Consider the following 23,810-nt stretch of genomic DNA (forward strand, 5'->3'; position numbering starts at 1 on the left):
GGTTGGAGTCTCCCCTTACTTGGGGTCGGGCAGGCCCAGCACGCGCTTGGACACGACGTTCAGATTGATCTCCGAGGTGCCGCCCTCGATGGAGTTGGCCTTGGACCGCAGCATGGTGCGGACCGCCGCCAGCTCGGCCTGGGAATAGGCCTCGCCGGACCAGCCGAGACCCTGGCTGCCCATGGCCTCGCACAGCAGCTCGTTGCGGTCCTGGGCGATCTTGGCGCCGGCGTATTTCATGATCGAGGTGGCCGCGCTCGGCCCCTGGTTCGACTTCGCCTCGTCCGCCGCCCGGCGCACGGTGAGCTGGAAGCTGCGGGTCTCCATCAGGTGCTCGGTGATCCGCCGGCGCAGGTCGCCGTCGGCGATCCGGCCGTCCTCGTCCAGGCCCACATAGTCCCGCGCCGCCTCGACCACGGTCGGCAGCGGGACCGCCTGGCCGATGTTGCCGCCGCCCAGTCCTGCCGAGATGTTGTCCCGCTCGTGCTGCAGCAGGCGCTTGGCGATCGTCCAGCCGCCGTTCAGCGGCCCCCAGAGTTGGTCCTTCGGGACCTTCACGTCGGTGAAGAAGGTTTCGCAGAACGGCGAGGTCCCGTTGATCAGCAGGATCGGCCGCGTCTCCACGCCCGGCGCCTTCATGTCGATCAAGAGGAACGAGATGCCCTCGTGCTTCTTGGCGGTGTCGGTCCGCACCAGGCAGAAGCAGCGGTCGGCGAAATTGGCGCCGCTCGTCCAGATCTTGGACCCGTTCACCAGCCAGTGGTCGCCCTTGTCCTCGGCGCGGGTCTGCAGGCCCGCCAGGTCGGAGCCAGCGCCCGGCTCCGAATACCCCTGGCACCAGCGCACCTCGCCCTTGATGATGCCGGGCAGGTGCTGGGCCTTCAGCTCGGGCGAGCCGTACTCGATCAGGGTCGGGCCGAACATCATCACGCCCATGCCGCCGATCGGGTTGCGGGCGCCGATGCGGGCCATCTCCTCCTGCAGCACGCGGGCCTCCTGGCGCGAGAGGCCGCCGCCGCCGTACTCCGCCGGCCAGGTGGGGGTGCCCCAGCCCTTGTCGCCCATGGCCTTGCGCCAGGCCTTGGCGTCGGCGCTCTCGTCGTCGGCCAGGCCCGCGGCCAGGGCCAGTTGCCGCGAGGGGTCGCGCCTGAAGCTCTCGGGAAAATTCGCGTCGAGCCACGCCCGGGCTTCGGCCCGGAAGGCCTCGGTGTCGCCGCCAACATCCGCCCCAAAATCGGCCATCGGGAAATCTCGCCTTGGAAAAACGTCAGAACTCGTCGGGGACCACGGCCGAAATAGGCCGCGCTCCGTATTCTCTATTTGGGGTCCGGCAGCCCGAGAACCCGCTTCGACACCACGTTCAGGTTGACCTCGGACGTGCCGCCCTCGATCGAATTGGCCTTGGCGCGCAGCCAGCCACGCACCGCCAGCCGCTCGGCCTCGCTGAAGCCGTCGCCGGTCCAGCCCAGGCCCTGGCCGCCCATGGCCTCGACCATCAGCTCCGAGCGCTCCTTGGCGAACTCGGCCGCCGCATATTTGATGATCGAGGTCGCCGCGCTCGGACCGTTCGCCGTGCGGCTTTCCGCCGCCGTGCGGCCGATGGTTTGCCGCAAGGCCTGGAAGTTCATCTTGTTGAGCGTGATCCGCTGGCGCAGGTCGGCGTCGGCCAGCCTGCCGTCCTCCAGGCCCACGTACCGCTTGGCCACCTCGCCCAGGTCGCCGGATGAGCCGCCGGCGCCGATGCCGCCCTCGCCGAAGCCGGCGGAGATGTTCTGGCGCTCGTACTGCAACAGCCGCTTGGCGATCTCCCAGCCGCCGTTCAGCTTGCCCACCAGGTTGCCCTTGGGGATCTTCACCCCGGTGAAGAAGGTCTCGCAGAACGGGCTCTCGCCGCTGATCAGCTTGATCGGCCGCGTCTCGACGCCGGGCAGGCGCATGTCGATCAGCACGAAGGAGATGCCCTCGTGCTTTTTCGTGGCGTCCGTGCGGACCAGGCAGAAGCACCAGTCGGCCTTGTCGGCGTAGCTCGTCCACACCTTCTGGCCGTCGATCTGCCAGTGGTCGCCCTTGTCCTCGCACTTCGTGGCCAGGCTCGCGAGGTCGGAGCCCGCGCCCGGCTCGGAGTAGCCCTGGCACCAGCGGATCTCGCCCTTGACGATCTTCGGCAGGTGCTCGGCCTTCTGGGCCTCGCTGGCGTATTCCAGCAGCACCGGCCCCAGCATCCAGACGCCGAAGGACAGCAGCGGCGGCCGATAGTGGCCGGCGGCCAGCTCCTGGTCGATCACCCGGGCCTGCTGGGCGGTGAGGCCCGCGCCGCCGAAGTCCTTGGGCCAGGTCGGCGTGGTCCAGCCCTGGGCGGCCACCCGGCGCATCCAGACGGACTGCGGGTCGTCGGAGCCTTCAAAGGCGCGGCCGCCCCAGACGGCTTCGGGATCGGTCTTGGCGTCGGGGTCGCGCAGCTCGGCCGGATAATTGTCGGCCAGCCAGGCGCGGACCTCCGCGCGGAAGGTGTCGAGGTCGGCGGCGCCGAAGTCAGCCATGGCGGGTTCGAACCCCTTGGGAAGCTGGAGACGGCCGCCACCTTAGCGCCGGGCCTTGTGCAACGAAACAGTCGTTTGACCGCTCAAGCCCCGACAACCGCCTGCCAAATCGGCTATAGAGCCTCTCCCTGAAACGGACCCCATGGGGCTGGATGCGCTTCCTCAGAGACCTTCGGCCCGCGGCCTTCGCCTTCGCGCCCTGGACGGCGGCGATCCTGACCCTGGCCGCGGGCGTGATGCTGCTGGCTTCGGGCGCGACGCCGTCGGAGCCGGTGCGCTTCATGCGGCTGATCCAGATCACTCCGGTCTATCTGATCGAGGCCAGCCACTTCCTGTCGTCGATCCTGGGCCTGGCCCTCGTGCTGCTGTCGTTCGGCCTGAGGGCGCGGATGAACGCCGCCTGGGGCGCGGCCCTGGGCGCGCTGCTGCTGGGCGCGACCCTCGCCCTTCTGAAGGGGTTCAACTGGGAGGAGACCGCCGCCCTGGTCGCCCTGGCGGTCCTGCTGCTGCCGTTCCACGGCGCGTTTCCGCGCAGGTCCCGCCTGACGCGGATGGAGATCACCCCCGGCTGGCTCTTCTCGGCGGCCTGTGCGGTGGTGGGCGCCGGCGCGCTCGGCCTGTGGTCGTTCCAGCATTCGGACTACGCCGACCGGCCCTGGTGGCGGGTGATGGCCGACGCGGACGCCGAGCGCGCGGTGCGCGCCTGGGCCGCGGCGGCGCTGCTGCTGTTCGCCTTCGGGCTCTGGCGGCTGGTGGTGTCGGCCGCGACCCCGCCGGTGGTGGGCGAGAGCGACCCGGACTACGAGCGGGTGCGCGCCATCCTGGCCAAGGCCGAGGTGGCGGAGCCCGGCTCCAACCTGGCGCTGCTGGGCGACAAGCGGTTCCTGTTCTCGGCCTCCGGCGAGAGTTTCCTGATGTTCGGGGTGCGCGGCCGGGCCTGGGTGGCGCTGGGCGCGCCGGTCGGCAAGCGCGAGGAGCGCTCGGAGCTGCTCTGGCGTTTCCGCGAACTGGCCGACAGCCATGCGGCGCGGCCGGGCATCCACGGCCTCAACGCCGACGACCTGCCGGAGATCGTCGACCTGGGCTTCGCCATCCAGAAGGTGGGCGAAACCGCCGCCGTGCCGCTCGAAACCTTCTCCATGGAAGGCCGCAAGCGCGGCGCCGCGCGCCGCAACTGGCGCAAGCTGGGCGAGGCCGGCGTGACCTTCGAGGTGGTGTCGGGCGAGGCGGTGACGGCCCTGCTGCCCACCCTGCAGGCGATTTCCGACGAGTGGCTGTCGCACCACGCCGGCGGCGAGAAGGGCTTCTCCATGGGCGGCTTCTGGCCGGGCTATGTGCAGGAGTTCCCGGTGGCGGTGGTGCGGGCGGAGGGCCGGATCATGGCCTTCGCCACGCTCTGGACCACCGCCAGCCGCTCGGCCTTCTCCATGGACCTGATGCGCTACGCCGACGAGGCGCCCAGCAACATCATGGACTACCTGTTCGTCGAGCTGATCGAGCGGGGCCGGCGCGAGGGCTATGAGGCTTTCGAGTTCGGCATCGCGCCGCTGGCCGGCCTCGACGACCGGCCGCTGGCCCCGATCATGTCGCGCGTTGGCCGGCTGCTCTTCGAGCGCGGGGAGGATATCTACAACTTCCGCGGCGTGCGCCGGTACAAGGACAAGTACGACCCGCTCTGGCAGCCCCGCTACTGCGCCGCCCCGTACAAGTGGTCGATCCCCTGGCTGATGGCCGACGTGGGCCTGCTCTCCTCCGGTGGGGTCGCCGGCCTCTCCAAGCGGCCGAAGAAGGCCGAGGAGCCGAAGGAAGCGTCGAGAGAGACGGGCGTCGCGGCGGCTTAGGTGTCCTGGACGCCCGCGCTCAGCATGTGGACCGCGTGGCCGAGCAGGAAGATCAGCGCCGCGGCCGCCAGCAGCATGATGAAGCGCCAGGGCGCCAGGCGCGGCCCGCGGTGCGGGTCCGGCGGCCGCGCGCCGCGCCAGGCGGCGAAGGCGGCGAGGGCGAAAAAGCCTGCCGAAAGGCCCAATGTCAGGGGCATGTCCATGTGCGACGCCGTATCGCAGGGCGGGCCCCGAAACGGAAGCCGTCCCCGCCTCCGCGGAAATTCCATCCACAGATCAAAGGCCTCAACCACCACATGTTGCGTTAGGCCTTCATTTACACCCCAATCCACGGTGGTAGCGTTGGTTGGGCCAGGAGGGCGATTCGATGACGGCGGCGGCGCCCTGGAGCGTCAAGGGGATAGATCCCAAGGCCCGCGAGGTCGCCAAGGAGCTTGCCCGTCGTTCCGGCATGACTCTGGGGGAATGGCTTAACCGAATTATCCTAGAAGACGACATGCCGGAGGACGTCACCTCCGAGGAGCATTTCAGCGCGCGGCCGATCCGGAGCGCGATCGAGGCGCCGAAGTCGTACATGCCGTCCCCGACCTACAGCGCCCCGGGCTACAGCGCCAAGCCTGACGAACTGGGGCGCATCGCGTTCGCCCTCGACCGCCTGACCGACCGCATCGAGGCCTCGGAGACCCGCACCGGCCTGGCCATTTCCGGCGTCGAACATTCCGTGCGCCACGCCATGGCGCGCATCGAGACCGCCGAGCGCGAGCACATGGCCGTGGCCACCCGCTTCGACGCCGCCGCCGAGCAACTGGCCGCCGAGCAGGCCCGCGCCGCCGATCGCATGCGCCGCATGGAGACCGAGCTCAGCGGCCCCCGCTCGACCGAGGCGATCAAGATCCTCGAGGAGTCCGTGGGCCTGATGGCCGGGCAGGTCTCCGCCGGCGAGGAGCGCACGCGCGCCACCCTGGCCGACCTCGAGGCGAAGCTGGCCAGCGCCCCGGCGGGCGTCGATCCGGCGGTGGTGATCGAGGAGGCCGTGTCGCGGCTGGCGCAGCGGCTGGCCGACGCCGAGGGCCGCACCGGCGAGGCCCTGGACGCCCTGCGCGACAGCCTCGTGCAACTGGATCAGCGGATGTACGCCGCCGACGGCAGCGTGCGCGGCGACATGGACCAGCGGCTGGCGTCGCTCGCCGACGATCTTTCCCGCCGGGTCGAGGACGTGCGCGCCGAACTCGCCGAGCGGCTGACCACCGCGGGGCCCGGCCAGGTGGAGGCGCGGCTGGGCCAGATGGCCGAGCAGATGGCCGCCGCCGAGGCCCGCTCGGCCCACGCCATCGAGACCATGGGCCGCGAGGTCCTGACCATGGCCGAGACCCTCAATCGCCGCGTGCAGAGCGCCGAGCAGCGCAGCGCCGAGGCCATCGAACAGGTGGGCGGCGAGATCGCCCGCATCGCCGGCGCCGTGGAGAACCGGCTCGGGCGCACCGACCAGCTTCACGCCGAGGCGCTGGAGCGGCTGGGCGCGGAGATCGGCAAGATCACCGAACGGCTCACCGACCGCATCATCCAGTCCGAGCGGCGCGCGGCCCAGGCCATCGACGACGTCGGCGAGCAGGTGGCCAAGGTCACCGAGCGGATCGAACAGCGCCACGAACGCGCCGCCGGCGACCTGGCCGAGCGGATCCGCCAGAGCGAGGAGCGCACCGCGCGGCTGCTGGAAACCGCCGGGGCCCGCCTGGGCGAGGCCGCGCCGATCGCCGCGGCCGCGCCTTTCGAGGCGGCTGCGCTCGGACCGCGCCTGGACGAGGCCGAGGGCGACCTGCCGGCCGCGCCGCAGGTGTTCGGGGCGGAGCTCTTCTCCCGCGCCGAGCCGGTCAGCCAGCCGGCGCTCGATCCCAGCAACCCGGCCTTCGGCGAGGAGGATTTCGCCCACGTCGACGCCTTCGCCCCGGCCGACGACTTTGCGCCCATCGCCGAGACGGAGATCGAGGCGGACGCCGAGGAAGACATCCCGCCGGCGCTGCACGACGCCGCGGCCGAGGAAGACGAGCCGGCGCCTTTCGAAGCTGCGCCGCAACTCTCCACGCGCGAGGTGATCGAGCAGGCGCGCGCCGCCGCCCGCGCCGCCGCCGCGCCGCGCCCCAAGGTGCTGCGCGGCGAGCGCCGGCCACGGCCGATGCGGGCCGGCGGCCTGTTCCGGGCGCTGAAGGCGCGGCCGGCGTCCACCTGGCAGACCGCCCTGATGGTGGCCGGCGGCGCGGCCTTCCTGAGCGTCGGGGCGGCCGGCGTCGTGCTGATGGAAGGCCCCGCGGCCACCCACGCCGCGCGCGATGGGCTGCCGTTCGTCGAGGCGCCCCGCGCCGCGGTGGCGCTGACGCCCGACCCTGCGCCGCCGCTGCCGATCACCGCCGCCGAGACCCGCGCCTTGCCGACCGCGCCGCCGGCCGCTGCCGCCGCCCCGGCGCAGCCCGACGGAGCCGGGGCCGACTATGTCAAGGTCGCCGCCGCGGTGGAGCAGAAGCAGCCCGGCGCCCTCGCCAGGCTGAAGACCCTCGCCGAGGGCGGCCACCCGCCGTCGCAGATGTTCCTGGCGCGCCTCTACGAGACCGGCCAGGCGGGCGTGACCCAGAACCTCGGCGAGGCCCGCCGCTGGACCCAGCGCGCGGCGGAGGCCGGCGACCCCACCGCCATGCACAACCTGGCGCTCTACTATTTCCGCGGCGAAGGCGGCCCGCAGGACACCGCCGCGGCGGCCCAATGGTTCACCAAGGCCGCCCAGCACGGGGTGGTGGATTCGCAGTACAACCTGGGCCTGCTCTACCAGTCCGGGTCCGGCGTGCCGCGCGACCTGGCCCAGGCCTACAAGTGGTTCACCATCGCCGCCAATTCCGGGGACAGCCAGGCCCGCGCCAGCGCGCTCGACCTGGAAGCCAAGCTGCCCTCGGCCCAGTTGACCCAGGCCGAGGGCCAGGCCGGCGCCTTCGAAACGGCGGGCGCGGCGTCCACCCCGGCGAACGTCGCCAACGGCGCCTCGGTCGTCGCGGCCCAGAAGATCCTCGGCCGCCTCGGCTACTACAAGGGCAGGCCCGACGGCGCGAATTCGCGTGACCTGAAGCTGGCCGTGAGCGCCTATCAGCGCGACCAGGGCCTGGCGGCCACGGGCGCGCTCGACCCCACCACCGTTTCCCGGCTCTCCGTCTTCTCGCGTTGAGCCGCCAAGAGGGACAGGGCGTGGCGGCCGGTCTCGGCTGAAGAGGCGACGTTTGGACCTCTACCTGCCCATCGCCGAGGTGTCCGTGAACGCCCCGCTGCTGGTGGCGCTGGGCGCCCTGGTGGGCTTCATCTCCGGCCTGTTCGGCATCGGCGGCGGCTTCCTGATGACCCCGGTGCTGGTGTTCCTCGGCATTCCGCCGGCGGTGGCCGTAGCCAGCATGTCGAACCACGTGGCCGCCTCGTCCATGTCGAGCGTGCTGTCCTATGGCCGCAAGCGGGCCGTGGACTTCCGCATGGGCGGGGTGCTGGCGGCGGGCGGGGCGGCGGGCTCGGTGCTGGGGGTGGAGCTATTCCGCTGGCTGCGCCTGCTGGGCCAGGCCGACCTTGTGGTGGCCCTGTCCTACCTGATCTTCCTCGGCGTCATCGGCGGGCTGATGTTCTGGGAGTCGGTGGGGGCGATCCTGCGCCGGCGCCGCAACGCTCCGCCGGAGCCGAGGCGCGACCGCCGGCCGCCCTGGCTCTACGGCCTGCCCCTGAAGATGCGCTTCCCGCGCTCGCGGCTCTACATCAGCGTGATCCCGCCGATCCTGCTGGGCGCCTTCGTGGGCGTGCTTTCGGCGATCATGGGGGTCGGCGGCGGCTTCATCCTGGTGCCGGCCATGGTCTATCTCCTACGGATGCCGGCCAATGTCGTGGTCGGCACCAGCCTCTTCCAGATCATCATCACCACGGCCCTGACCGGCGTGCTGCAGGCCGGGCGCAACCAGACCGTCGACATCCTGCTGGCGACGCTCCTGCTGGCGGGCGGCGTGCTCGGCGCCCAGCTCGGCGCGCGGGCCTCGTCGCGATTCCGCGCCGAGGAGCTGCGCGCGCTGCTGGCGCTGATCGTCCTCGTGGTCGGCCTGCGCATGGGCCTGGGCCTGTTCTTCACCCCGCACGAGCCCTTCGTGCTGATGTCGGGGAACGGCTGATGGCCGCCCTGCCGCCGCCTCCGGCGCATGGAGGGCCCGTGGTCTCCGCGGCCCTGACCGAGACCAATGTGCGGGTCAATTCCGACTTCCGGGGCGACCAGATCGTGCTCTACGGCGCGGTCTTCGACCCCGCGTCGCGGCCAAGCGACGTGGTGGTGATCGTGCGCGGCCCCGACCAGCCGGTGCGCATCGCCAGGAAGAGCCGCATCGCCGGCGTCTGGATCAACAGCCGCCCGGTCGTCTTCCAGGGCGCGCCGGGCTTCTACATCGCAGCATCGACCCGCCCGCTCGACGACATCGCCCACTTCGCCGTGCTGCGCCGCCTGCAGGCGGGCGTCGACCATCTGGCGATGAACGCGCCGGCCGAGCAGACGACCGAGACCCGCTACGGCGTGCGCGACGTGGTGGTCTCGAGCCTGGGCGCCGACTACCTCGACTGGCGCAACGCCGTCGTGCGGCTGAAGACGGCGGACCACCTCTACGACGTGGACGAGCACGGCGTGCGCTTCGTCGACAAAGGCCTGTTCCGCGCCGAAATCCCCCTGCCGGCGGAGGCGCCGATCGGCCTGTACCAGGTGCGGATCCTGTTGTTCCAGGGGGGGCAGCCGGTGGCGGAGAAGGACCGGACGCTGACGGTCGAGAAGGTCGGCGTCGAGCGCGGTCTTTACCTTTGGGCCCATCGCAGGCCATGGTCCTACGGCTTGGCGGCGATGGCTTTCGCCCTGGCGGCCGGCTGGGCGGCGTCTTCGGCGTTTCGGAGAGACTGAATGGCGACGGACGAGCCGCACGTTTCAGCCCCCTATGACGCTATTCCGCCGGCGCTCTGGCTCATCGCGCTCTGCTCGCTCGCGCCCTTCCCGCTGGCCGCCGTCGCCTACGGCTGGGGTTCGCCCGAGGTGGCGCGTCCGGCGCTCACGGTGATCCTCAACTGGTCGGGCTGCGTCCTGGCCTTCCTGGGCGGGGTGCGCTGGGGCCTGGAGAGCGGGCGGCCGAAGCCGCGCCCTGCGCGCCTCTTGATCTCGGTCCTGTCGCCGGTGGTCGCCTGGGCGATCCTGTTCTCGCGGCACCGCATCCCCGACGGCTGGATCATCGGCGGCTGCATCGGCGCTTTCCTGGTCCAGTGGCTGTTCGACCATCAGGCGCCGGATGTGCCCGCCCGCTATCCGCGCCTGTCGACCGCGCTTACCGCCGGCGCCTGCATCTCGCTGGCCGTCTGCCTCGACCAGGCGCTGAAGACCGGCCACGTCTGAGGCGGGCGCCTAGAGCCCTTCCGACTCAGGTTGGATCGGCTTGAGTGGAAGAGAAGGGCTCCAGATATAGCCGGGACAGGGTCTAGTCCGGCCCGAGCGAACGCCAGCCCACCGCGTGTACTCGGTCGCGGCCGAGCGCGCCGGCCAGCGGCGGCCTCGCGAAAAGCCCGGCGAAGGCAGCGTCACGCACATTGAGGCCGCCGGCATAGGCGCCGAAGGCCGGCAGGATCAGCCGCTCGCCATCGGTGACGAAGCAGCGGCGGCGCACGCTGCCGCGCGTGGCCCTGACCCGCGCTGCCGGATGCAGGTGGCCCGCCACCTCGCCGGGTTGCAGCCCGGCCTGGGGCTCATGGCGCAGAGCGAGGCCGCAAAGTTCGAGTTCGTCGGCGGTTTCGCCGGGGAGGGCGCGGGGCCCGTCGGCGTCATGATTGCCGACCACCCAGACCAGCGTCCGTCCCCGCGCCAGGCCGCGCAGGCGCTCGGCGTCGTCGGCGGCCAGCCGGCTCTCCGACTTGCGGTCGTGGAAGGTGTCGCCCAGCAGGATCACCGTGGCCGGCTCCAGGGCCTCCACCTCGGCCATCAGCCTGCGCAGGGTCTCGCGGGTGTCGTAGGGCGGCAGCATCTGGCCGCGGGCGGCGTACGAACTGCCCTTCTCCAGGTGCAGGTCGGCGACCACCAGGGCGCGCTCGGCGGCCAGCCACAGGGCGCCGGAGGCCCGCAGCATCGCCTGCGCCGCGCCGATCGCCATGCGCAGCGACCCGCACTCGGCGACCGCGTAGTCGTAGGTGAATGCTCTGGACGCCAGGGCGCTCATTGCAACGCCTCGGCGATCAGATCTTCCTCGGCTTCCCGCAGGATCATGGTCTCGCCCGAATGGCCGGGGCTGCGCTCCTTGCCGATCTCCAGCAGGATCGGCACCGAGAAGGGCGACAGGTGCTCCAGGGCCGCGTGCCGGATGCGCCCCTTGATGCGCGCCAGCATCTGCCCCAGGCGCGCCACGTCCACGAGACCTGTCGCCGCATCCTCGCGCGCGCAGCGCAGCAGCAGGTGGTCCGGCTGGTGGCGGCGAAGCGTGTCGTAGATCAGGTCGGTGGAGAAGGTGATCTGGCGCCCCGTCTTCTGCTGGTCGCCCGGGAAGCGCCGCTCGATCAGGCCCGCGATGATCGCGCAGCCCTTGAAGGCGCGCTTCATCATGAAGCTTTCGGCGAGCCAGGCTTCCAGGTCGTCGCCCAGCATGTCCTCGTCGAAGAGCTCGGCGAAGTCCACCGCCTCCAGCGGCTTGATGGCCCAGACCGCCAGCGCATAGTCGTTGCAGACGAAGCCCAGCGGCCCGCGGCCCATCCGCTCCAGCCGGCGCGTCAGCAGCATGGCCAACGTGGTGTGCGCCAGGCGCCCCTCGAACGGGTAGCAGACCATGAATTGCCGGTGGCCCCGGGCGAAGGTCTCCAGCAGCATCTCGTCTTCTTCGGGGATCAGGGATCGGTCCCGCTGCGCCTCCAGCCATTCGCGCACGTCATTGGGCAGCACCGCCCAATGCGCCTGGTCGTACATCAACTGGCGCACCCGCTTGGCCAGGTAGGTGGAAAGGGCGAACTTCGAGCCGCCCCACGACGGCATCTTCGGGTCCGCGCCCGGCGCGGGCTGCACCAGGACGTCGAGGTTGGTCACCGCCGCCAGCCGCCAGACCTGGCCGGCGAAGACGAAGGTCTCGCCGGGCTCCAGCATCTCGACCATGCCTTCCTCGATCTCGCCGATCTTGCGCCCGCCGCGTCCCCCGCGCATGGCGATGCGGACGGCCAGCATGGCGGGGCTGACGATGGCCCCGACGTTCAGCCGGTGGCGCTGGGCGGTCTCCAGGTTGCGCACCCGCCAGAGGCCGTCCTGGCCCTTCACGATCCGGCGGAACCGGTCGTAGGTCTTCAGCGCATAGCCGCCGGTGGAGACGAAATCGACCACCTGCTCGAAGTCCTCGTAAGGAAGGTCGCGATAGGGGCCGGATGCGGTGACCTCGTCGTACAGCGCCAGCATGTCGAAGGGCTCCGAACAGGCGCAGCCCATGACGTGCTGCGCCAGCACGTCCAGCGCGCCCACCCGCGGCGGGTCGCCGTCGAGCTTGTTCTCGGCGATGGCCTCGCGCGCCGCCTGGCACTCCAGCATCTCGAAGCGGTTGGCCGGCACGAAGAGGGCGCGGCTGGGCTCGTCCAGGCGGTGGTTGGCCCGGCCGATCCGCTGCACCATCCGCGAGGCGCCCTTCGGCGAGGCGAGCTGGATCACCAGGTCGACGTCGCCCCAGTCGATGCCCAGGTCGAGGGTCGAGGTGCAGACGACCGCGCGCAGCTCTCCCCGGGCCATGGCCGCCTCAACCTTGCGCCGCTGTTCGGCCGCGAGACTGCCGTGGTGCAGCGCGATCGGCAGCGCATCCTCGTTCAGCCGCCAGAGCTCCTGGAAGGCGAACTCGGCCTGGAAGCGGGTGTTGACGAACACCAGGGCCGTCTTCGAGCCCTTGATGACGTCATAGACCTCCTGCATGGCGTGCTGGGCCGTATGGCCCGCCCAGGGCACCTTGCCCTCCGAAAGCAGCACCTCGACGATCGGCGCGGCGCCCGCAGGCCCCCGCACCAGGTCGACGTCGACCGACGCCCCTTCCGTCTCGCCGCTGCGCGTCGATCCACCTCCCCCGCCGCGCTGCGCTTGCAGGGGAGGAGCCTGGCCGTCCCGCTCCTCCCCTGTCGCGGAGACGACGGGGGAGGTGTCAGCGAAGCTGACGGAGGGGGCGCGCCGGTGGCGCCCCATCCAGGCCTTGATCACCTCCGGATCGTCGACCGTGGCCGAGAGGCCGACGCGGCGCATCCTCGGCGCGAACTGGGCGATGCGGGCGAGGTCCAGCGCCAGCAGGTCGCCGCGTTTCGAGGCGTGCAGGGTGTGGATCTCGTCGAGGATCACGCACTCCAGGTTCTCGAAATAGAGCCGCGCGCCCTCCCAGGCGCAGAGCAGGGCGAGCTGCTCGGGCGTGGTCAAAAGGATCTCCGGCGGCTTCACCCGCTGGCGCTGGCGGCGCGAGAGCCCGGTGTCGCCGGTGCGGCTTTCGGCGGTGATCGGAAGGCCCATCTGCGTGATCGGCGTGTTGAGGTTGCGCTCCACGTCCACCGCCAGCGCCTTCAGCGGCGAGATGTAGAGCGTGTGCAGGTTCGCCGGCCCATTGGGGGGCGGCCGGCCGGCCAAGTCGATCAGGCTGGGCAGGAAGCCCGCCAGGGTCTTGCCGCCGCCGGTCGGCGCGATCAGCAGGGCGTCGCGGCCGGCCCGCGCCCGCTCGATCATCGCCAACTGATGCGCGCGCGGGCTCCAGCCCCGGCTGGCGAACCAGTCGGCGAACCTTGGCGGCAGGAGATCGGCGGGCGCGCCCGCGCTGTCGGCCATCCTCGCCCTATAGCATGTTCCCGTTACGTTTCACGCAAAGCGGAGGATTTACTTACAACGTAAATTATAGGCAAGGTGCCGCCGCCGATTTCCAGGAGTACGCGCGCCATGAACCCCAACGCCGAGTTCGATCTCATCGTCTATGGCGCCACCGGCTACACCGGCCGCCTGGTGGCGGAGTACCTGGGCCAGCGCTACGGCGTGGGCGGCGACGTCGGCTGGGCGATGGCCGGGCGCAGCCGCGCCAAGCTGGAAGCGGTGCGCGACGAACTCGCCCTGCCGCCCGAGACGCCTCTGGTGGTCGCCGACGCCGACGATCCGGCGCAGCTCGAGGCCATGGTCCGCCGCGCCAAGGCCGTGGTCACCACGGTCGGGCCCTATCAGCTCTATGGCGAGAAGCTGGTCGCGGCCTGCGCGAAGGCGGGGACCGACTGCCTGGATCTCTGCGGCGAGCCCAACTGGATGGCCCATGTGATCGGCGCCTACGACGCAGCGGCCAAGGCGTCGGGCGCGCGGATCGTCCACTCCTGCGGCTTCGATTCCATTCCCTTCGAGCTCGGCGTGTTCTTCGCCGAGGAGACCGCCAAGGCCAAGCTTGGGGCCTATGTCCCGCGGGTGAAGGGCCGCATCCGGGCGATGCGGGGCGGGCTCTCCGGCGGCACGGCGGCCAGCGGCGCGGCCACCATGGCGGCGATCCAGAAGGACCCGTCGCTGGGGATGCTGATGATGAACCCGTTTGCGCTGACGCCCGGGTTTCAAGGGCCCGATCAGCCGCCCGGCAATGCGGTCGAGCACGACGACGACATCGGGGCCGACGTCGGGCCCTTCATGATGGCGATGATCAACACCAAGAACGTCCACCGCTCGAACGCCCTGCTGGGCCATCGCTGGGGGACGGACTTCAAATATGACGAGATGTCGGTGGTGGTCCCGGGCGCGCCGACCGAGTTCACCGGCATGGGCCCCGACGCCCCGAAGCCGGGCGAGGGGCCGTCCAAGGCCGAGCGCGAGGCCGGCTTCTACGACATCGTCTTCGTCGGCGTGGCCGGCGACGGGCGCAAGGTGAAGGTCTCGGTCAAGGGCGACCGCGACCCGGGCTATGGCTCGACCTCGAAGATGCTGGCCGAGGCGGCGATCTGCCTGGTGCGCGACGCGAAGGAAGCGCCCGGCGGCGTCTGGACGCCGGGCGCTCTGATGGGGTCGAAGCTGGTGGAGCGGCTTCAGGCGAACGCCGGGCTCACCTTCGCGGCGGAGGGCTGATCGCTCGACCCTCCCGAAATCCTACGCCTCAGCAGGCGAAGGCTTCGCGCATCGGGACGCGGCGGCCGATGTAGGGGTCCCAGACCCAACGGGTCGTGTAGCAGGTGCCGTAGTAACTCGGACCATAATAGGCGGGGGGCCCGTAATAGGGGCCGCCATAGTAGCTGCGGTAGTAGTGCGGGTGGTCGGACGCGAGGGCCGCGCCGATGGCCAGGCCCGCGATGCCGGCCGCGACGGCCGCACCGCCATTGCCGTGGCCGTAGTAGCCGCCGCCATGGTGACCTTCCCAACGCTCCGCGGACGCCGGCGTGGCCGCTGCGCTCACCGCGCCGCCCAGAGTAATCGCCGCGAGCGCGGCCGTCAGAATCTTCTTCATCTTGGCCTCCTTGTGAGCGTTCAACGGCTGAAACGCCGATCTGTTCATTAGATAAGCCTATGAATCATAAGCTGAACGGTGGCTGAACAGGCCGGTTAGGAAGCCGCAGGCTGGCTCAGGCCTTCGTGCTCAAGGGCCAGGCGAACGGCCGGCCGGGCCTGCATCCGCTTCACGAAAGCGGGCAGCGGATCGGGCAGGGGCAGCCCGTTCATCTGGGCCCACAGGCACATCACGAAGAGATAGCCGTCCGCCACCCCGGCCTGGCGGCCGAACAGGTAATCGTCCTTCAGCCGCGCGGCGAGATAGGCGAAGCGTTTGCCCAGGCGTTCGCCCGCCGCCGCCTTGTCCGCGGACGTGGCGCCCGGCTTGAAGAAGGGTGCGAAGCCCTTGTGGATCTCGCCGTTGATATAGGCCAGGGCCTCCAAGAGGCGGTAGCGGCCCATCGGTCCGGACGGCGCCAGCGCCGGATCCTGGTCGGCCACCCAGCTCAGGATCGCGACGTTCTCGGTCAGCACCTGGCCGTCGTCGAACTGCAGGGCCGGGACATAGCCCTTGGGATTGATCTGGCTGTAGTCGCGGCCGTCCTCCGTGGTCTTGGTCTTGAGGTCGACGGTGACCCGGTCGAAGTCGAAGCCGGCTTCGTGAAGGGCGATGTGGTCGGCGAGGCTGCAGGCCCCGGGGGCGAGATAGAGCTTCATGACGGGCGTCCCTTCCAAATTCGCTTGTTATCCGTCTCGCAAACCCGCCGCCGCTGGCTCCCGTTCCCCAGCGTGACGGTGGACGCGCGGCGCGCCGGCGGCCTAACTGGCGGCCGGCCCGGGGAACGCCGGCGCAAGGCGACGGGGAGGGACGACCATGCAGGACCTGGCAGGCAAGTTCGCCGTGGTCACCGGCGGCGGCACGGGCATGGGCCGCGAGCTGGTCCGTCAACTGATCGCCGAGGGCTGCAGCGTGGCCATGTGCGACGTCTCGGCCAAGACCATGGCCGAGACCGTCGCGCTCTGCGAGGCCGACGGCGTGCCGCAGGGCGCGCGGGTCACCGCCCACGTCGCCGACGTCTCCGACGAGGCCCAGCTGATCGCCTTCCGCGACGCAGCGGCCGCCCAGCACGACACCGACCGGCTGCACCTGCTGTTCAACAACGCCGGCATCGGCGGCGGGGGCTCGATGATCGCCGACGCCCGCGCGGAGTGGGAGCGGACCTTCAACGTCTGCTGGGGCGGCGTCTATCTGGGGGTGCGCACCTTCCTGCCCATGCTGCAGGCGGCCGACGAGGCGCACATCGTCAACACCTCCAGCGTCAACGGCTTCTGGGCGAGCCTCGGCCCCAATGTCAGCCACACCGCCTACGCGGCGGCCAAGTTCGCGGTGAAGGGCTTCTCCGAGGCGCTGATCACCGACCTGGCGCTGAACGCCCCGCACATCAAGGTCTCGGTGGTGATGCCCGGCCACATCGGCACCTCGATCGTCGCCAACTCCCGCAAGGTGATGACCGGCCGTGACGAGGACGCGCTGAGCGAGGCGGACCTGGAACGCGCCCGCGCCCGGATCGCGCGGATGGGCGTGGACGTGAGCCAGCTCCCGGACGCCGCGTTGCAGGCCATGGTCGACGAGCAGGCGCGCCGCTTCCTTGAGGAGGCGCCGATGACCGCCGCGGCGGCCGCGACCGTGATCCTCGACGGCGTGAAGGCCGACCGCTGGCGGATCCTGGTGGGCGAGGACGCGCAGAAGATGGACCTCGCCGTGCGCCAGGACCCGGAGGCGGCCTACACGCCGGAGTTCTTCGAGGTGCTGGTCAAGGAGATGGGCTGGCGCCTCGGGCGCTGAGCGCGGACGTCTCCGTCTCAGGCGCGATCTGCGAGAGGCCGGGCGAGGCGCGACTCGGCCAGGGCTTCGGTCTTAACGATCGTCGTTAGGATTTCAGGGTACGACAAGTCGGCGCGAAGCCGCAGATCGCAAGTAAATCCTCCCAAAATTCATGAACGCGGTCCGCGAATTGCGGGTGATCGGCTGAAGGCCTGACCGCGTGTGCCAATTCGGGACCGGGCGCAGCTTCAGATCTTCGAGGATTAACCTTCGCCTTGACTTGGTTGAGGCGACGCATCGAATTGAGGTGTCCGATGAGCATCCGCCATATCGTCCTCGCGGCCGGCGCCGCCCTCGCTCTTTGCGGCCTTGCCACCAGCGCCTTCGCCTCGGGCACGGCCAACGCCACGGCCAACGCCAGCGTGACCGTCCTGTCGCCGACCACGATCACCAAGACCCAGGACCTGGTGTTCGGCACGGTGATCCGGCCGACCACCACCAACACCACCATCGCCATGGACGCCAACGGCAATGTCACCGCCACCGGCGGCAACGGCTCCATCGTCAGCTCCACCACCAGCGCGGCGAAGTTCAACATCACCGTGCAGGCCGCGACGACCTACACCCTCGCCTCGACGCTGACCTTCGCCCAGTCGGGCCTGATCAATGTCGCGCCCGGGGCCCCGGTGGCCACCACCGGCGCGGTCGGCACGATCGCCGCGGCGGGCACCCAGGAGATCCGTTACGGCGGCCAGTTCGACGTGACCCCGGCGACCACCGCCCAGGCCTACACCGGCACGCTCAGCGTCACCGTCACCTACAACTAGGGCTGAGTTCGCCCTCGGGGCCGGTGGCGTTCGCCCCGGCCCTGGCCTAGCTTCGCGGCATGGCGACCATCCTGGCGGTCCACGCCCATCCCGACGACATCGAGCATCTTGCGGCGGGCGCCCTGGCGATCCTGGCGGCCAGGGGCCACGCGATCCGCATCGCCACCCTGACCGCCGGCGAGTGCGGCTCCGCGCAGACCGACCTTTCCGAGACGGCCCGCATCCGCAAAGCCGAGGCCGCCGCCGCGGCCGCCCTGATCGGTGCGGACTATCGCTGCGCCGACCTGGCCGACCTGGGCGTCTTCAACGACGACGCCTCGCGCCGCGCGGTGACCGAGCTGATCCGCTGGGCGGCGCCCGACATCGTGCTGGCCGCCTCGCCCGCCGACTACCACCCCGACCACGAGGCCGCGAGCCAGCTCACCCGCGACGCCTGCTTCGCCGCCTCCGTCCCCAACTACCGCACCGGCGCCGCCGCGGCCCTGGCGGCGATCCCGCACCTCTATTTCATGGACCCGATCGGCGGGCGCGACCGTGAGGGCCGCCGGATCGTCCCCGACTTCGGCGCGGACATCGAGGCGGGCTTCGCCATGAAGCAGGCGATGCTGTCGGCCCATGTCAGCCAGGCGGACTGGGTCGCACGCCAGCACGGCGTCGCCGACCACCTGGGCTCGATGGAGGCCTGGTCGCGCCGTCGCGGCCGCGACTTCGGCCGCCCCTTGGCGGAGGGCTTCCGCCAGTACAGCCACGAGCCCTATCCGAAGACGCCCGCGCTCCAGGACCTGCTGGGCGAGGCGCTGCTCACCGCCGCGTCGTAGGTTGGTGGCCCAAAGTCTGAAGCGAGGCCGTCGCTCGGAGATCCTCCTCCCACAAGGGGAGGAGGACACCGCGGGACGGCTTCCCGCGTCTCAGTGCGGGACGCTTCCGAAACCGAGGCTTAACCAAGCCTGGAAATAGACTGTTTATAACAACGCCCGACGTTAAGAGCTTAGAAATACTGCCATCCAGGGCGTGTATCAAAATCGAACACGAAAAGTCTACTTGCCGCAACTGCTTTGAAAGACTCGCCGGCTATTCTTTGCGGCATGAAACCGCAGACTTTGGTTCTTGCGGCCTCTCTGGCCACCGCCTTGATCCTGTCCGCCGCGGCCGCGCGCGCCGGCGGCAGCGTGACGGCCACGGCCAGCGTCAGCGTCACCATCCTGGCGCCCGTGACCCTGCAGGCCACCCAGGGCCTTGACTTCGGGGCGGTGACCAGGCCGGGCAATGCGGCCGCCAACACCATCACCCTCGACCCGGCCAGCAGCAACGTCACGCTCAGCGGGGCGGGCGACGGCGCGCGGGCCGCGGGCGCGGTCAGCCCGGCCAAGTTCAGCCTCGTGGGCGAGGCGGGCGTCACCTATTCGACCACCCAGAGCCTGACCTTCGCCCAGCCCGGCCTGACCCGGGTCTCGGTGTCGGCGCCGGTGGCCGGCAACGGCTCGCTGGGCGTCATCCCGGCGGCCGGCGTGCAGGAGCTGCGCTTCGGCGGCGCCTTCGACCTCAACGCCGCGACCCCGGCCCAGGCCTACGCCGGTTCGCTCACGGTGACCGTCAACTACAACTGAAGCTTCCCGACCCTCCGCTCATCCCGGCGAAGGCCGGGACCCAGATCGCCAAGCGCCCACGCGGGGTTGGTTTGCCGCTGAGCTGTTCGAGCCCACGTCTGAGACATTCCATCTGGATCCCGGCCTTCGCCGGGATGAGCGGATGATGAAAGGGGGGCAACCCCTAACCCGCCGGCGCAGTCGGCGTCGGCGTCGGCTGAGGCGCGGCCTCGCCCGGCGCGGGGGCGTCCACCGGGGTCGGGACGACGGGCAGGGGCGGCGGCGGCCCGGGCGGGATCGGGCCGTTGGGCAGGTGTTTCAGGGCGACGGTCATGTAGCTGCGCCAGATCTCGGAGGGGGCGCTCGCCCCCATGATCTTCTGCATGGGCTTGGCGTCGTCGCGGCCGGTCCAGACCACGGTGGTGATCCCGCCTGTGAAGCCGCAGAACCAGGCGTCCTTGTAGTCCGTGGTCGTGCCGGTCTTCCCGGCCAGGTCATAGCCCTTGATGTTGGCGTGGCTGCCGGTGCCCACGGCCATCACCGTGCGCATCATCTGCTGCATTTCGCCGAGCGGAGGGTTGGCGACCGCCTGCGTGGCGAACTGGGTCTTGTGCTGGAACAACACCTGGCCGCCCGCGGTGCGGATCCGCTCGATGCCGTAGGGCGCGATCCGGTAGCCGCCGTTGCCGAAGGTGTCGTAGGCCGTGGCCATCTCCAGCGGCGTCACGAGAGAGGTGCCCAGCGCCATCGCCGGGTCGGTATTGATCTGGGAGACGATGCCCATGCGATGGGCCACGGCGGCGACGTTGTCGCGCCCGACCTCGTCGGCCAGCCGGGCGGCCACGGTGTTCACCGAGTGGGCCAGCGCCGTCTCCAGGGTTATCTGGCCCATGAATTCCGGCTCGGCGTTGCGCGGCGACCAGCCGTTGATGGTCACCGGCTCGTCGACCACGATGAGGTCGGGCGTGCGGCCGGCCTCCATGGCGGCGGTGTAGACGAAGGGCTTCCAGGCCGACCCGGCCTGGCGGTGGGCGTCGACGGCGCGGTTGAAGGGCGCCTTGGCGTAGTCGTCGCCGCCGACCAGGACGCGCACCCGGCCCGAGCCGTCCAGCGAGACCACGGCGGCCTGCTTGACGCCCTGCTTGGCGAACTTGGTCGTGGTCGCCTTGATCGCCTCGCCGGCGGCGATCTCGCCGGGCAGGTCGAGCGTCGTCTCCACCACCAGGTCCTGCTTGGTGGTCGGGCCGATCGCCGCGCGGGTCTGGCTGTCCAGCCAGTCGATGAAGTACTGGGCCGGCGCGGTGGGCGCGGTCTTCCAGACCTTCGGCGTCTGGTCGAGCGCCCTGTCCCGCTCGGCGGCGGTGATGGCGCCGGTCTCCACCATGGCGTCAAGCACCAGCCGGGTCCGCTCGGCCGACTTCTCCGGCTGGTCGGCGGGATCGTAGTTGGTCGGCGACTTCAGGATGCCGGCCAGCGTGGCGGCCTCACGCACCGTCAGCCGGGCGGCGGGCTTGTTGAAATAGCGCTGCGAGGCCGCCTCCAGCCCATAGGCGCCGGAGCCGAAATAGACCCGGCTGAGATAGAGGGCGAGGATCTGCTTCTTGGAATAGGCCTGCTCCAGCTTCACCGCGATGACCAGCTCGTCGGCCTTGCGCTCCAGCGTCTGGTCGGCGCTCAGGAACAGGTTGCGCGCCAGTTGCTGGGTGATCGTCGAGGCTCCCTCGCGCGCCTTGCCCTTGGCCAGGTCGGCGACCACCGCGCGGGCCATGCCCACCGGATCGAACCCCGAGTGCTCGTAGAACCGCCGGTCCTCGATGGAGACGAAGGCCGCGGGCACGTAAGCCGGCAGCCGCGCCAGGTCCACCGGCGGGGCGTACTTGCCCCCGCGCACCCCGATCACCGCGCCCGAGCGGTCGACATAGGTGATCTGCGCCTCACGGGTGATCGGCGGCAGGCGCGACAGGTCCGGCGGGGAGAGCGCCATAGAGGCGGCGGCGAAAAGGGCGATCAAGCGTCAAGCTCCAGCACGACGGGCGGCCCCTCAGCGCGAATCCGTCTCCGCCGCCCTTTTCCCCCCAACCCTGCCCCGACAAAAGATAATTCGCGGTAATGCGGGGGATTGTCGCGTGAGGGTGCCAAAGACCACGCCGCCGCCAGCGGATACGGCGGCCCGCGTCATCGCAAGCGGTGACGCGAGATGTGGGCGGGGGTTCTGGCGGTGCCGGCAGTCTTAGGTCACGGCCCGGAACGCGGCTCGGTGTCCAATCATTGCGACCATGCCCTCTTCATCGGGCTCCGCAGTATGCGTGTAAAACGCAAACTCAGTTTCGAATGTTTGGGCGAAAATATCTTGGTATTGGACCCTTCCAAACACATTGATGTTGTTTTCAAACGAGATGCTTTCCTTAGAGACGCCCGATCTGTTGGCCGTGTAGACTTGGTTTTTCCTCGTGGCGGAGGCACCGATAAATTGTATTCTTCCCATGGATATATTTTCAGGCATAGGCGGAATGTCTGCCGGTCCGCAGAATACTATTTCTGCACCCGCTCTAAGGTTGATGGCGGGCGTCGCTCCGCTATTCCGGAATACAACGTTAAATACGGGTCCGTCATCGAGCCATAGCATGTCCATGCGCTCGACGTAAACGTACGCCCGAAGCTGTTTCTTAGCTGTGTCGTCCGCGATTTCTACTTGCCTGTTCGCGACGGCCAATTGCTGAGAAAACCTATCCGCTTGAGCGGCGGCGTCAGCTCTGGTGTGGTCCAGCGCCTCGGTGGCGGCCTTAGCGCTCCTCTCAGCCTCGCGCCAAGCGCGGCGCGCATACAGGACAGTCGCGCCCAAGCCAAGCAGTCCGGCAACGTTGAGCCAGATTTGCCAGACGGCGGCGTCAACGGCGTCTTGCTCTGCCCGCGCCTGCATCGCGGCAGACTTAGTCGCCTCGCAGGCCTCGTGGTTGAGCTGTTGGCAGTAGGCGGCGCTCTCGCGCTGGGCCACTTCGCGGCGGACGCGGATGGCCTCAGTGTGCTCCCAAAGAAACGCGATCCATCCGACAGCGACCATCGCAATGATCGCAGTCAGACCCTGGGTGACTAGTCTTCCAAATGCAGCGCGTTCACGCCCATTGCTGTCATACATTGGATCAAGAACGCCCCGGTGAATCCGCCCGGCTAATCTTGTTACCCAAGCTGGCTTCTGTCTCACGAATTCCGAGTGCGCCCTTTGAGGCTCCCGTTGAGCGGAGGCTCCGTCTTTTCAACCACGGAAAACACGAACAGAGCACGAAAAGCGCCGGCTCTCTTTCGTGTCTCTCCGTGTTTTTCGTGGTTCGAATCCGGAAGGCGCCCGCTGCGCGGGCCTCGCAGGGCGGGGCGCGTTCGTGTGGTTCATGTGGTTCGTGGACAAACCTCAAGCCGCCGCCCGCCCACAAAGCCCACTCAAAATTTGACTCCCCCGAATTTCCATGTTCCCCATTTGTTCATGTCCGACGCCACGGAACAGCCGGAAACCCACAGCGCGAAGCGCGCGCGCATCCTGGGGGAGCTCTCGGAGCTCGGCCTGACGCTGGCGCGCGACCTGCACGCCCGCGCCCTGGCCGCCGAGACGCCGGCCGAGGCCGAGGGGCTGGCGCTGGCCTTCCAGCGGGTGTCGCGCTCGGTGCGCCAGACCTTCGCCCTGGAGCTGAAGATCGAGCGCGAGCGCAGGCTGGCGGACCGCGAGGACGCGGCCCGCGCCGAGGACGCCGCCATCGCCCGCCACCGCCGCCACAAGGACGCCGTGCGCGCCGGTGTGGAGCGGCTGATCTGGACGGAGACCGAGGATGAGGACGAGGCGCAGGACCTCGTCGAGGAGCTGGAGCACCACCTCGGCGAGGCGGCCGTCACCGAGGGCTTCGAGGACACTCCCGTCGAAGCCCTGATCGCCCGCATCCAGTCCGACATGGGCCTGGGGCGCGACCGTTCCGCCGAGCCCGATGTGCAAGGGCCGGACGCGCCCGAGCCGCAATCGCCGCCCTTCGCCCCGCCCCTGCTCAGCGACGCCTGGGCCACCGGCTGCGCCGACCCGCCGAATTCGAGCTGAGGCCTCTCCCAATATTCCGCTCATCCCCGCGCAAGCGGAGACCCAGGTGTTTTGGGTTTCCGAGCTGGCTGCGCGCTGGGCCTTCGCCGTCCGATCCGCTGCCACGAAAAAAAGCCCGGGTCCCCGCTTGCGCGGGGATGAGCGGAGGTGTGGGGCGTATCGCCCCTACCAGCCGCGCCCGGTCGCGTTGATCACCAGGTGCGGCGCGGTCACCGGGTCGGCGCCCCCGCGGGGCAGGATGCGCAGGACGGCGGCCGTCGCGCCCAGGTCTCGCAACTTGTCGGCGACGGCCTTGGCGCGGCCCTGGGCGAGGCTGTTCAGGTGGGCCGCGTCGCCGTGGTTGTCGGCGTCCCGCCGGATGACCACCTCGACGCCGGGGTTGCAGTTCAGCCAGCGGGCGGCGGCGGTGAGGCGCTTCAGGCCGAGCGGGCTCACCTCGGTGTCGTCGTAGCCGAAGTCGGCGTCCAGCGGCGAGACCTGCTCCAGGCCGCCGGGCGCGCAGGCGGCGGGCTTGGCCTGGGCGGAGGCGCGGGCCTGGAGGACGGCGGCGCTGGGCGGCGGCTTGACGTGCGGCGTCAGGCAGGCCGACAGGCCGGCGGCGCAGAGGAGGGCCGAGGCCAGGCCGGACAGGAGGGCGCGGTGTTGCAT

The 23,810-nt window shown here is 70.2% G+C and carries 21 protein-coding genes; 11 read left to right on the forward strand and 10 right to left on the reverse strand.

Annotation, left to right across the window (positions count from 1 at the left end; all coding sequences use genetic code 11):
• Nucleotides 1-15: 15 nt before the first annotated feature.
• Both VNW53_RS07395 and VNW53_RS07400 read right to left on the reverse strand, forming a co-directional pair.
• On the reverse strand, nucleotides 16-1,242 hold the full coding sequence (locus tag VNW53_RS07395; RefSeq protein WP_325554641.1) for an acyl-CoA dehydrogenase family protein: 1,227 nt from the start codon (nucleotides 1,240-1,242) through the stop codon (nucleotides 16-18).
• Nucleotides 1,243-1,316: 74 nt separating this feature from the next.
• Nucleotides 1,317-2,540 (reverse strand): acyl-CoA dehydrogenase family protein, encoded by a 1,224-nt coding sequence (locus tag VNW53_RS07400; RefSeq protein WP_325554643.1) that lies wholly within the window; start codon nucleotides 2,538-2,540, stop codon nucleotides 1,317-1,319.
• 152 nt (nucleotides 2,541-2,692) lie between these two features.
• Between VNW53_RS07400 and VNW53_RS07405 the strand changes: the two genes are divergently transcribed.
• Nucleotides 2,693-4,381: a bifunctional lysylphosphatidylglycerol flippase/synthetase MprF gene (locus tag VNW53_RS07405; protein WP_325554644.1), complete on the forward strand. Its 1,689-nt coding sequence runs from the start codon at nucleotides 2,693-2,695 to the stop codon at nucleotides 4,379-4,381.
• On the opposite strand, the gene VNW53_RS07410 is transcribed toward VNW53_RS07405, so the two are convergent.
• Nucleotides 4,378-4,584 (reverse strand): hypothetical protein, encoded by a 207-nt coding sequence (locus VNW53_RS07410; protein ID WP_325554646.1) that lies wholly within the window; start codon nucleotides 4,582-4,584, stop codon nucleotides 4,378-4,380. The two genes, VNW53_RS07405 and VNW53_RS07410, sit on opposite strands and share 4 nt — an antisense overlap.
• A 293-nt stretch (nucleotides 4,585-4,877) precedes the next feature.
• Between VNW53_RS07410 and VNW53_RS07415 the strand changes: the two genes are divergently transcribed.
• From VNW53_RS07415 to VNW53_RS07430, 4 genes are read left to right on the forward strand one after another with little or no spacing between them, the layout of a single operon-like run.
• A complete protein-coding gene (locus VNW53_RS07415) occupies nucleotides 4,878-7,589 on the forward strand; it encodes a peptidoglycan-binding protein (protein WP_325554647.1) in 2,712 nt (903 codons plus the stop codon).
• A gap of 52 nt (nucleotides 7,590-7,641) precedes the next feature.
• On the forward strand, nucleotides 7,642-8,562 hold the full coding sequence (locus VNW53_RS07420; RefSeq protein ID WP_325554648.1) for a sulfite exporter TauE/SafE family protein: 921 nt from the start codon (nucleotides 7,642-7,644) through the stop codon (nucleotides 8,560-8,562).
• Nucleotides 8,562-9,329 (forward strand): TIGR02186 family protein, encoded by a 768-nt coding sequence (locus VNW53_RS07425; protein WP_325554649.1) that lies wholly within the window; start codon nucleotides 8,562-8,564, stop codon nucleotides 9,327-9,329. Before VNW53_RS07420 ends, VNW53_RS07425 begins: the two co-directional genes overlap by 1 nt.
• On the forward strand, nucleotides 9,330-9,812 hold the full coding sequence (locus tag VNW53_RS07430) for a DUF3429 domain-containing protein (protein ID WP_325554650.1): 483 nt from the start codon (nucleotides 9,330-9,332) through the stop codon (nucleotides 9,810-9,812).
• An 82-nt stretch (nucleotides 9,813-9,894) separates the two neighbouring features.
• On the opposite strand, the gene pdeM is transcribed toward VNW53_RS07430, so the two are convergent.
• The gene (pdeM, locus tag VNW53_RS07435; protein ID WP_325554651.1) at nucleotides 9,895-10,626 is read right to left on the reverse strand and encodes a ligase-associated DNA damage response endonuclease PdeM; all 732 of its coding nucleotides are present in this window, start codon (nucleotides 10,624-10,626) and stop codon (nucleotides 9,895-9,897) included.
• Nucleotides 10,623-13,229, reverse strand: a complete 2,607-nt coding sequence (locus VNW53_RS07440) for a ligase-associated DNA damage response DEXH box helicase (protein ID WP_325554653.1) — start codon at nucleotides 13,227-13,229, stop codon at nucleotides 10,623-10,625. The genes pdeM and VNW53_RS07440 overlap by 4 nt, the downstream gene beginning before the upstream one ends.
• A gap of 108 nt (nucleotides 13,230-13,337) precedes the next feature.
• On the opposite strand from VNW53_RS07440, the gene VNW53_RS07445 reads away from it, so the two are divergent.
• The gene (locus VNW53_RS07445; RefSeq protein WP_325554654.1) at nucleotides 13,338-14,489 is read left to right on the forward strand and encodes a saccharopine dehydrogenase family protein; all 1,152 of its coding nucleotides are present in this window, start codon (nucleotides 13,338-13,340) and stop codon (nucleotides 14,487-14,489) included.
• 28 nt (nucleotides 14,490-14,517) lie between these two features.
• Here VNW53_RS07445 and VNW53_RS07450 read toward each other — a convergent pair whose 3' ends face one another.
• Both VNW53_RS07450 and VNW53_RS07455 read right to left on the reverse strand, forming a co-directional pair.
• Nucleotides 14,518-14,865: a hypothetical protein gene (locus VNW53_RS07450; protein ID WP_325554656.1), complete on the reverse strand. Its 348-nt coding sequence runs from the start codon at nucleotides 14,863-14,865 to the stop codon at nucleotides 14,518-14,520.
• Between the two features lie 95 nt (nucleotides 14,866-14,960).
• Nucleotides 14,961-15,563: a glutathione binding-like protein gene (locus VNW53_RS07455; RefSeq protein ID WP_325554658.1), complete on the reverse strand. Its 603-nt coding sequence runs from the start codon at nucleotides 15,561-15,563 to the stop codon at nucleotides 14,961-14,963.
• Nucleotides 15,564-15,720: 157 nt separating this feature from the next.
• Here VNW53_RS07455 and VNW53_RS07460 point away from each other — a divergent pair, with 157 nt between their 5' ends.
• The 4 genes from VNW53_RS07460 to VNW53_RS07475 all read left to right on the forward strand — a co-directional run bounded on the left by VNW53_RS07460 (nucleotide 15,721) and on the right by VNW53_RS07475 (nucleotide 19,105).
• Nucleotides 15,721-16,692 (forward strand): SDR family oxidoreductase, encoded by a 972-nt coding sequence (locus VNW53_RS07460; RefSeq protein ID WP_325554659.1) that lies wholly within the window; start codon nucleotides 15,721-15,723, stop codon nucleotides 16,690-16,692.
• 293 nt (nucleotides 16,693-16,985) lie between these two features.
• Nucleotides 16,986-17,498, forward strand: coding sequence for a DUF4402 domain-containing protein (locus VNW53_RS07465; protein WP_325554661.1), 513 nt, complete (start codon nucleotides 16,986-16,988; stop codon nucleotides 17,496-17,498).
• Between the two features lie 59 nt (nucleotides 17,499-17,557).
• The gene (locus tag VNW53_RS07470) at nucleotides 17,558-18,316 is read left to right on the forward strand and encodes a PIG-L family deacetylase (RefSeq protein WP_325554663.1); all 759 of its coding nucleotides are present in this window, start codon (nucleotides 17,558-17,560) and stop codon (nucleotides 18,314-18,316) included.
• A 267-nt stretch (nucleotides 18,317-18,583) separates the two neighbouring features.
• On the forward strand, nucleotides 18,584-19,105 hold the full coding sequence (locus VNW53_RS07475) for a DUF4402 domain-containing protein (RefSeq protein WP_325554665.1): 522 nt from the start codon (nucleotides 18,584-18,586) through the stop codon (nucleotides 19,103-19,105).
• Nucleotides 19,106-19,268: 163 nt separating this feature from the next.
• On the opposite strand, the gene VNW53_RS07480 is transcribed toward VNW53_RS07475, so the two are convergent.
• Both VNW53_RS07480 and VNW53_RS07485 read right to left on the reverse strand, forming a co-directional pair.
• Nucleotides 19,269-21,095, reverse strand: coding sequence for a PBP1A family penicillin-binding protein (locus tag VNW53_RS07480; protein ID WP_325554667.1), 1,827 nt, complete (start codon nucleotides 21,093-21,095; stop codon nucleotides 19,269-19,271).
• A 219-nt stretch (nucleotides 21,096-21,314) separates the two neighbouring features.
• Nucleotides 21,315-22,220, reverse strand: a complete 906-nt coding sequence (locus VNW53_RS07485) for a hypothetical protein (RefSeq protein WP_325554668.1) — start codon at nucleotides 22,218-22,220, stop codon at nucleotides 21,315-21,317.
• 342 nt (nucleotides 22,221-22,562) lie between these two features.
• Here VNW53_RS07485 and VNW53_RS07490 point away from each other — a divergent pair, with 342 nt between their 5' ends.
• The gene (locus VNW53_RS07490) at nucleotides 22,563-23,162 is read left to right on the forward strand and encodes a hypothetical protein (RefSeq protein ID WP_325554670.1); all 600 of its coding nucleotides are present in this window, start codon (nucleotides 22,563-22,565) and stop codon (nucleotides 23,160-23,162) included.
• Between the two features lie 165 nt (nucleotides 23,163-23,327).
• On the opposite strand, the gene VNW53_RS07495 is transcribed toward VNW53_RS07490, so the two are convergent.
• Nucleotides 23,328-23,810 carry a hypothetical protein gene (locus tag VNW53_RS07495; protein ID WP_325554671.1) on the reverse strand — a complete coding sequence of 161 codons (483 nt, stop codon included), beginning with the start codon at nucleotides 23,808-23,810 and terminating at the stop codon, nucleotides 23,328-23,330.

The sequence above is a fragment of the Phenylobacterium sp. genome (assembly GCF_035569475.1).
In the GTDB taxonomy this organism is placed as follows: Bacteria; Pseudomonadota; Alphaproteobacteria; order Caulobacterales; family Caulobacteraceae; genus Phenylobacterium.

What these genes read in the sequence shown, in the direction of transcription:
- VNW53_RS07395 (WP_325554641.1), bottom strand. Translation starts at nt 1,242, where the DNA reads ATGGCCGATTTTGGGGCGGATGTTGGCGGCGACACCGAGGCCTTCCGG.
- VNW53_RS07400 (WP_325554643.1), bottom strand. Translation starts at nt 2,540, where the DNA reads ATGGCTGACTTCGGCGCCGCCGACCTCGACACCTTCCGCGCGGAGGTC.
- VNW53_RS07405 (WP_325554644.1), top strand. Translation starts at nt 2,693, where the DNA reads ATGCGCTTCCTCAGAGACCTTCGGCCCGCGGCCTTCGCCTTCGCGCCC.
- VNW53_RS07410 (WP_325554646.1), bottom strand. Translation starts at nt 4,584, where the DNA reads ATGGACATGCCCCTGACATTGGGCCTTTCGGCAGGCTTTTTCGCCCTC.
- VNW53_RS07415 (WP_325554647.1), top strand. Translation starts at nt 4,878, where the DNA reads ATGCCGGAGGACGTCACCTCCGAGGAGCATTTCAGCGCGCGGCCGATC.
- VNW53_RS07425 (WP_325554649.1), top strand. Translation starts at nt 8,562, where the DNA reads ATGGCCGCCCTGCCGCCGCCTCCGGCGCATGGAGGGCCCGTGGTCTCC.
- VNW53_RS07430 (WP_325554650.1), top strand. Translation starts at nt 9,330, where the DNA reads ATGGCGACGGACGAGCCGCACGTTTCAGCCCCCTATGACGCTATTCCG.
- pdeM (WP_325554651.1), bottom strand. Translation starts at nt 10,626, where the DNA reads ATGAGCGCCCTGGCGTCCAGAGCATTCACCTACGACTACGCGGTCGCC.
- VNW53_RS07440 (WP_325554653.1), bottom strand. Translation starts at nt 13,229, where the DNA reads ATGGCCGACAGCGCGGGCGCGCCCGCCGATCTCCTGCCGCCAAGGTTC.
- VNW53_RS07445 (WP_325554654.1), top strand. Translation starts at nt 13,338, where the DNA reads ATGAACCCCAACGCCGAGTTCGATCTCATCGTCTATGGCGCCACCGGC.
- VNW53_RS07450 (WP_325554656.1), bottom strand. Translation starts at nt 14,865, where the DNA reads ATGAAGAAGATTCTGACGGCCGCGCTCGCGGCGATTACTCTGGGCGGC.
- VNW53_RS07455 (WP_325554658.1), bottom strand. Translation starts at nt 15,563, where the DNA reads ATGAAGCTCTATCTCGCCCCCGGGGCCTGCAGCCTCGCCGACCACATC.
- VNW53_RS07460 (WP_325554659.1), top strand. Translation starts at nt 15,721, where the DNA reads ATGCAGGACCTGGCAGGCAAGTTCGCCGTGGTCACCGGCGGCGGCACG.
- VNW53_RS07465 (WP_325554661.1), top strand. Translation starts at nt 16,986, where the DNA reads ATGAGCATCCGCCATATCGTCCTCGCGGCCGGCGCCGCCCTCGCTCTT.
- VNW53_RS07470 (WP_325554663.1), top strand. Translation starts at nt 17,558, where the DNA reads ATGGCGACCATCCTGGCGGTCCACGCCCATCCCGACGACATCGAGCAT.
- VNW53_RS07475 (WP_325554665.1), top strand. Translation starts at nt 18,584, where the DNA reads ATGAAACCGCAGACTTTGGTTCTTGCGGCCTCTCTGGCCACCGCCTTG.
- VNW53_RS07485 (WP_325554668.1), bottom strand. Translation starts at nt 22,220, where the DNA reads ATGTATGACAGCAATGGGCGTGAACGCGCTGCATTTGGAAGACTAGTC.
- VNW53_RS07490 (WP_325554670.1), top strand. Translation starts at nt 22,563, where the DNA reads ATGTCCGACGCCACGGAACAGCCGGAAACCCACAGCGCGAAGCGCGCG.
- VNW53_RS07495 (WP_325554671.1), bottom strand. Translation starts at nt 23,810, where the DNA reads ATGCAACACCGCGCCCTCCTGTCCGGCCTGGCCTCGGCCCTCCTCTGC.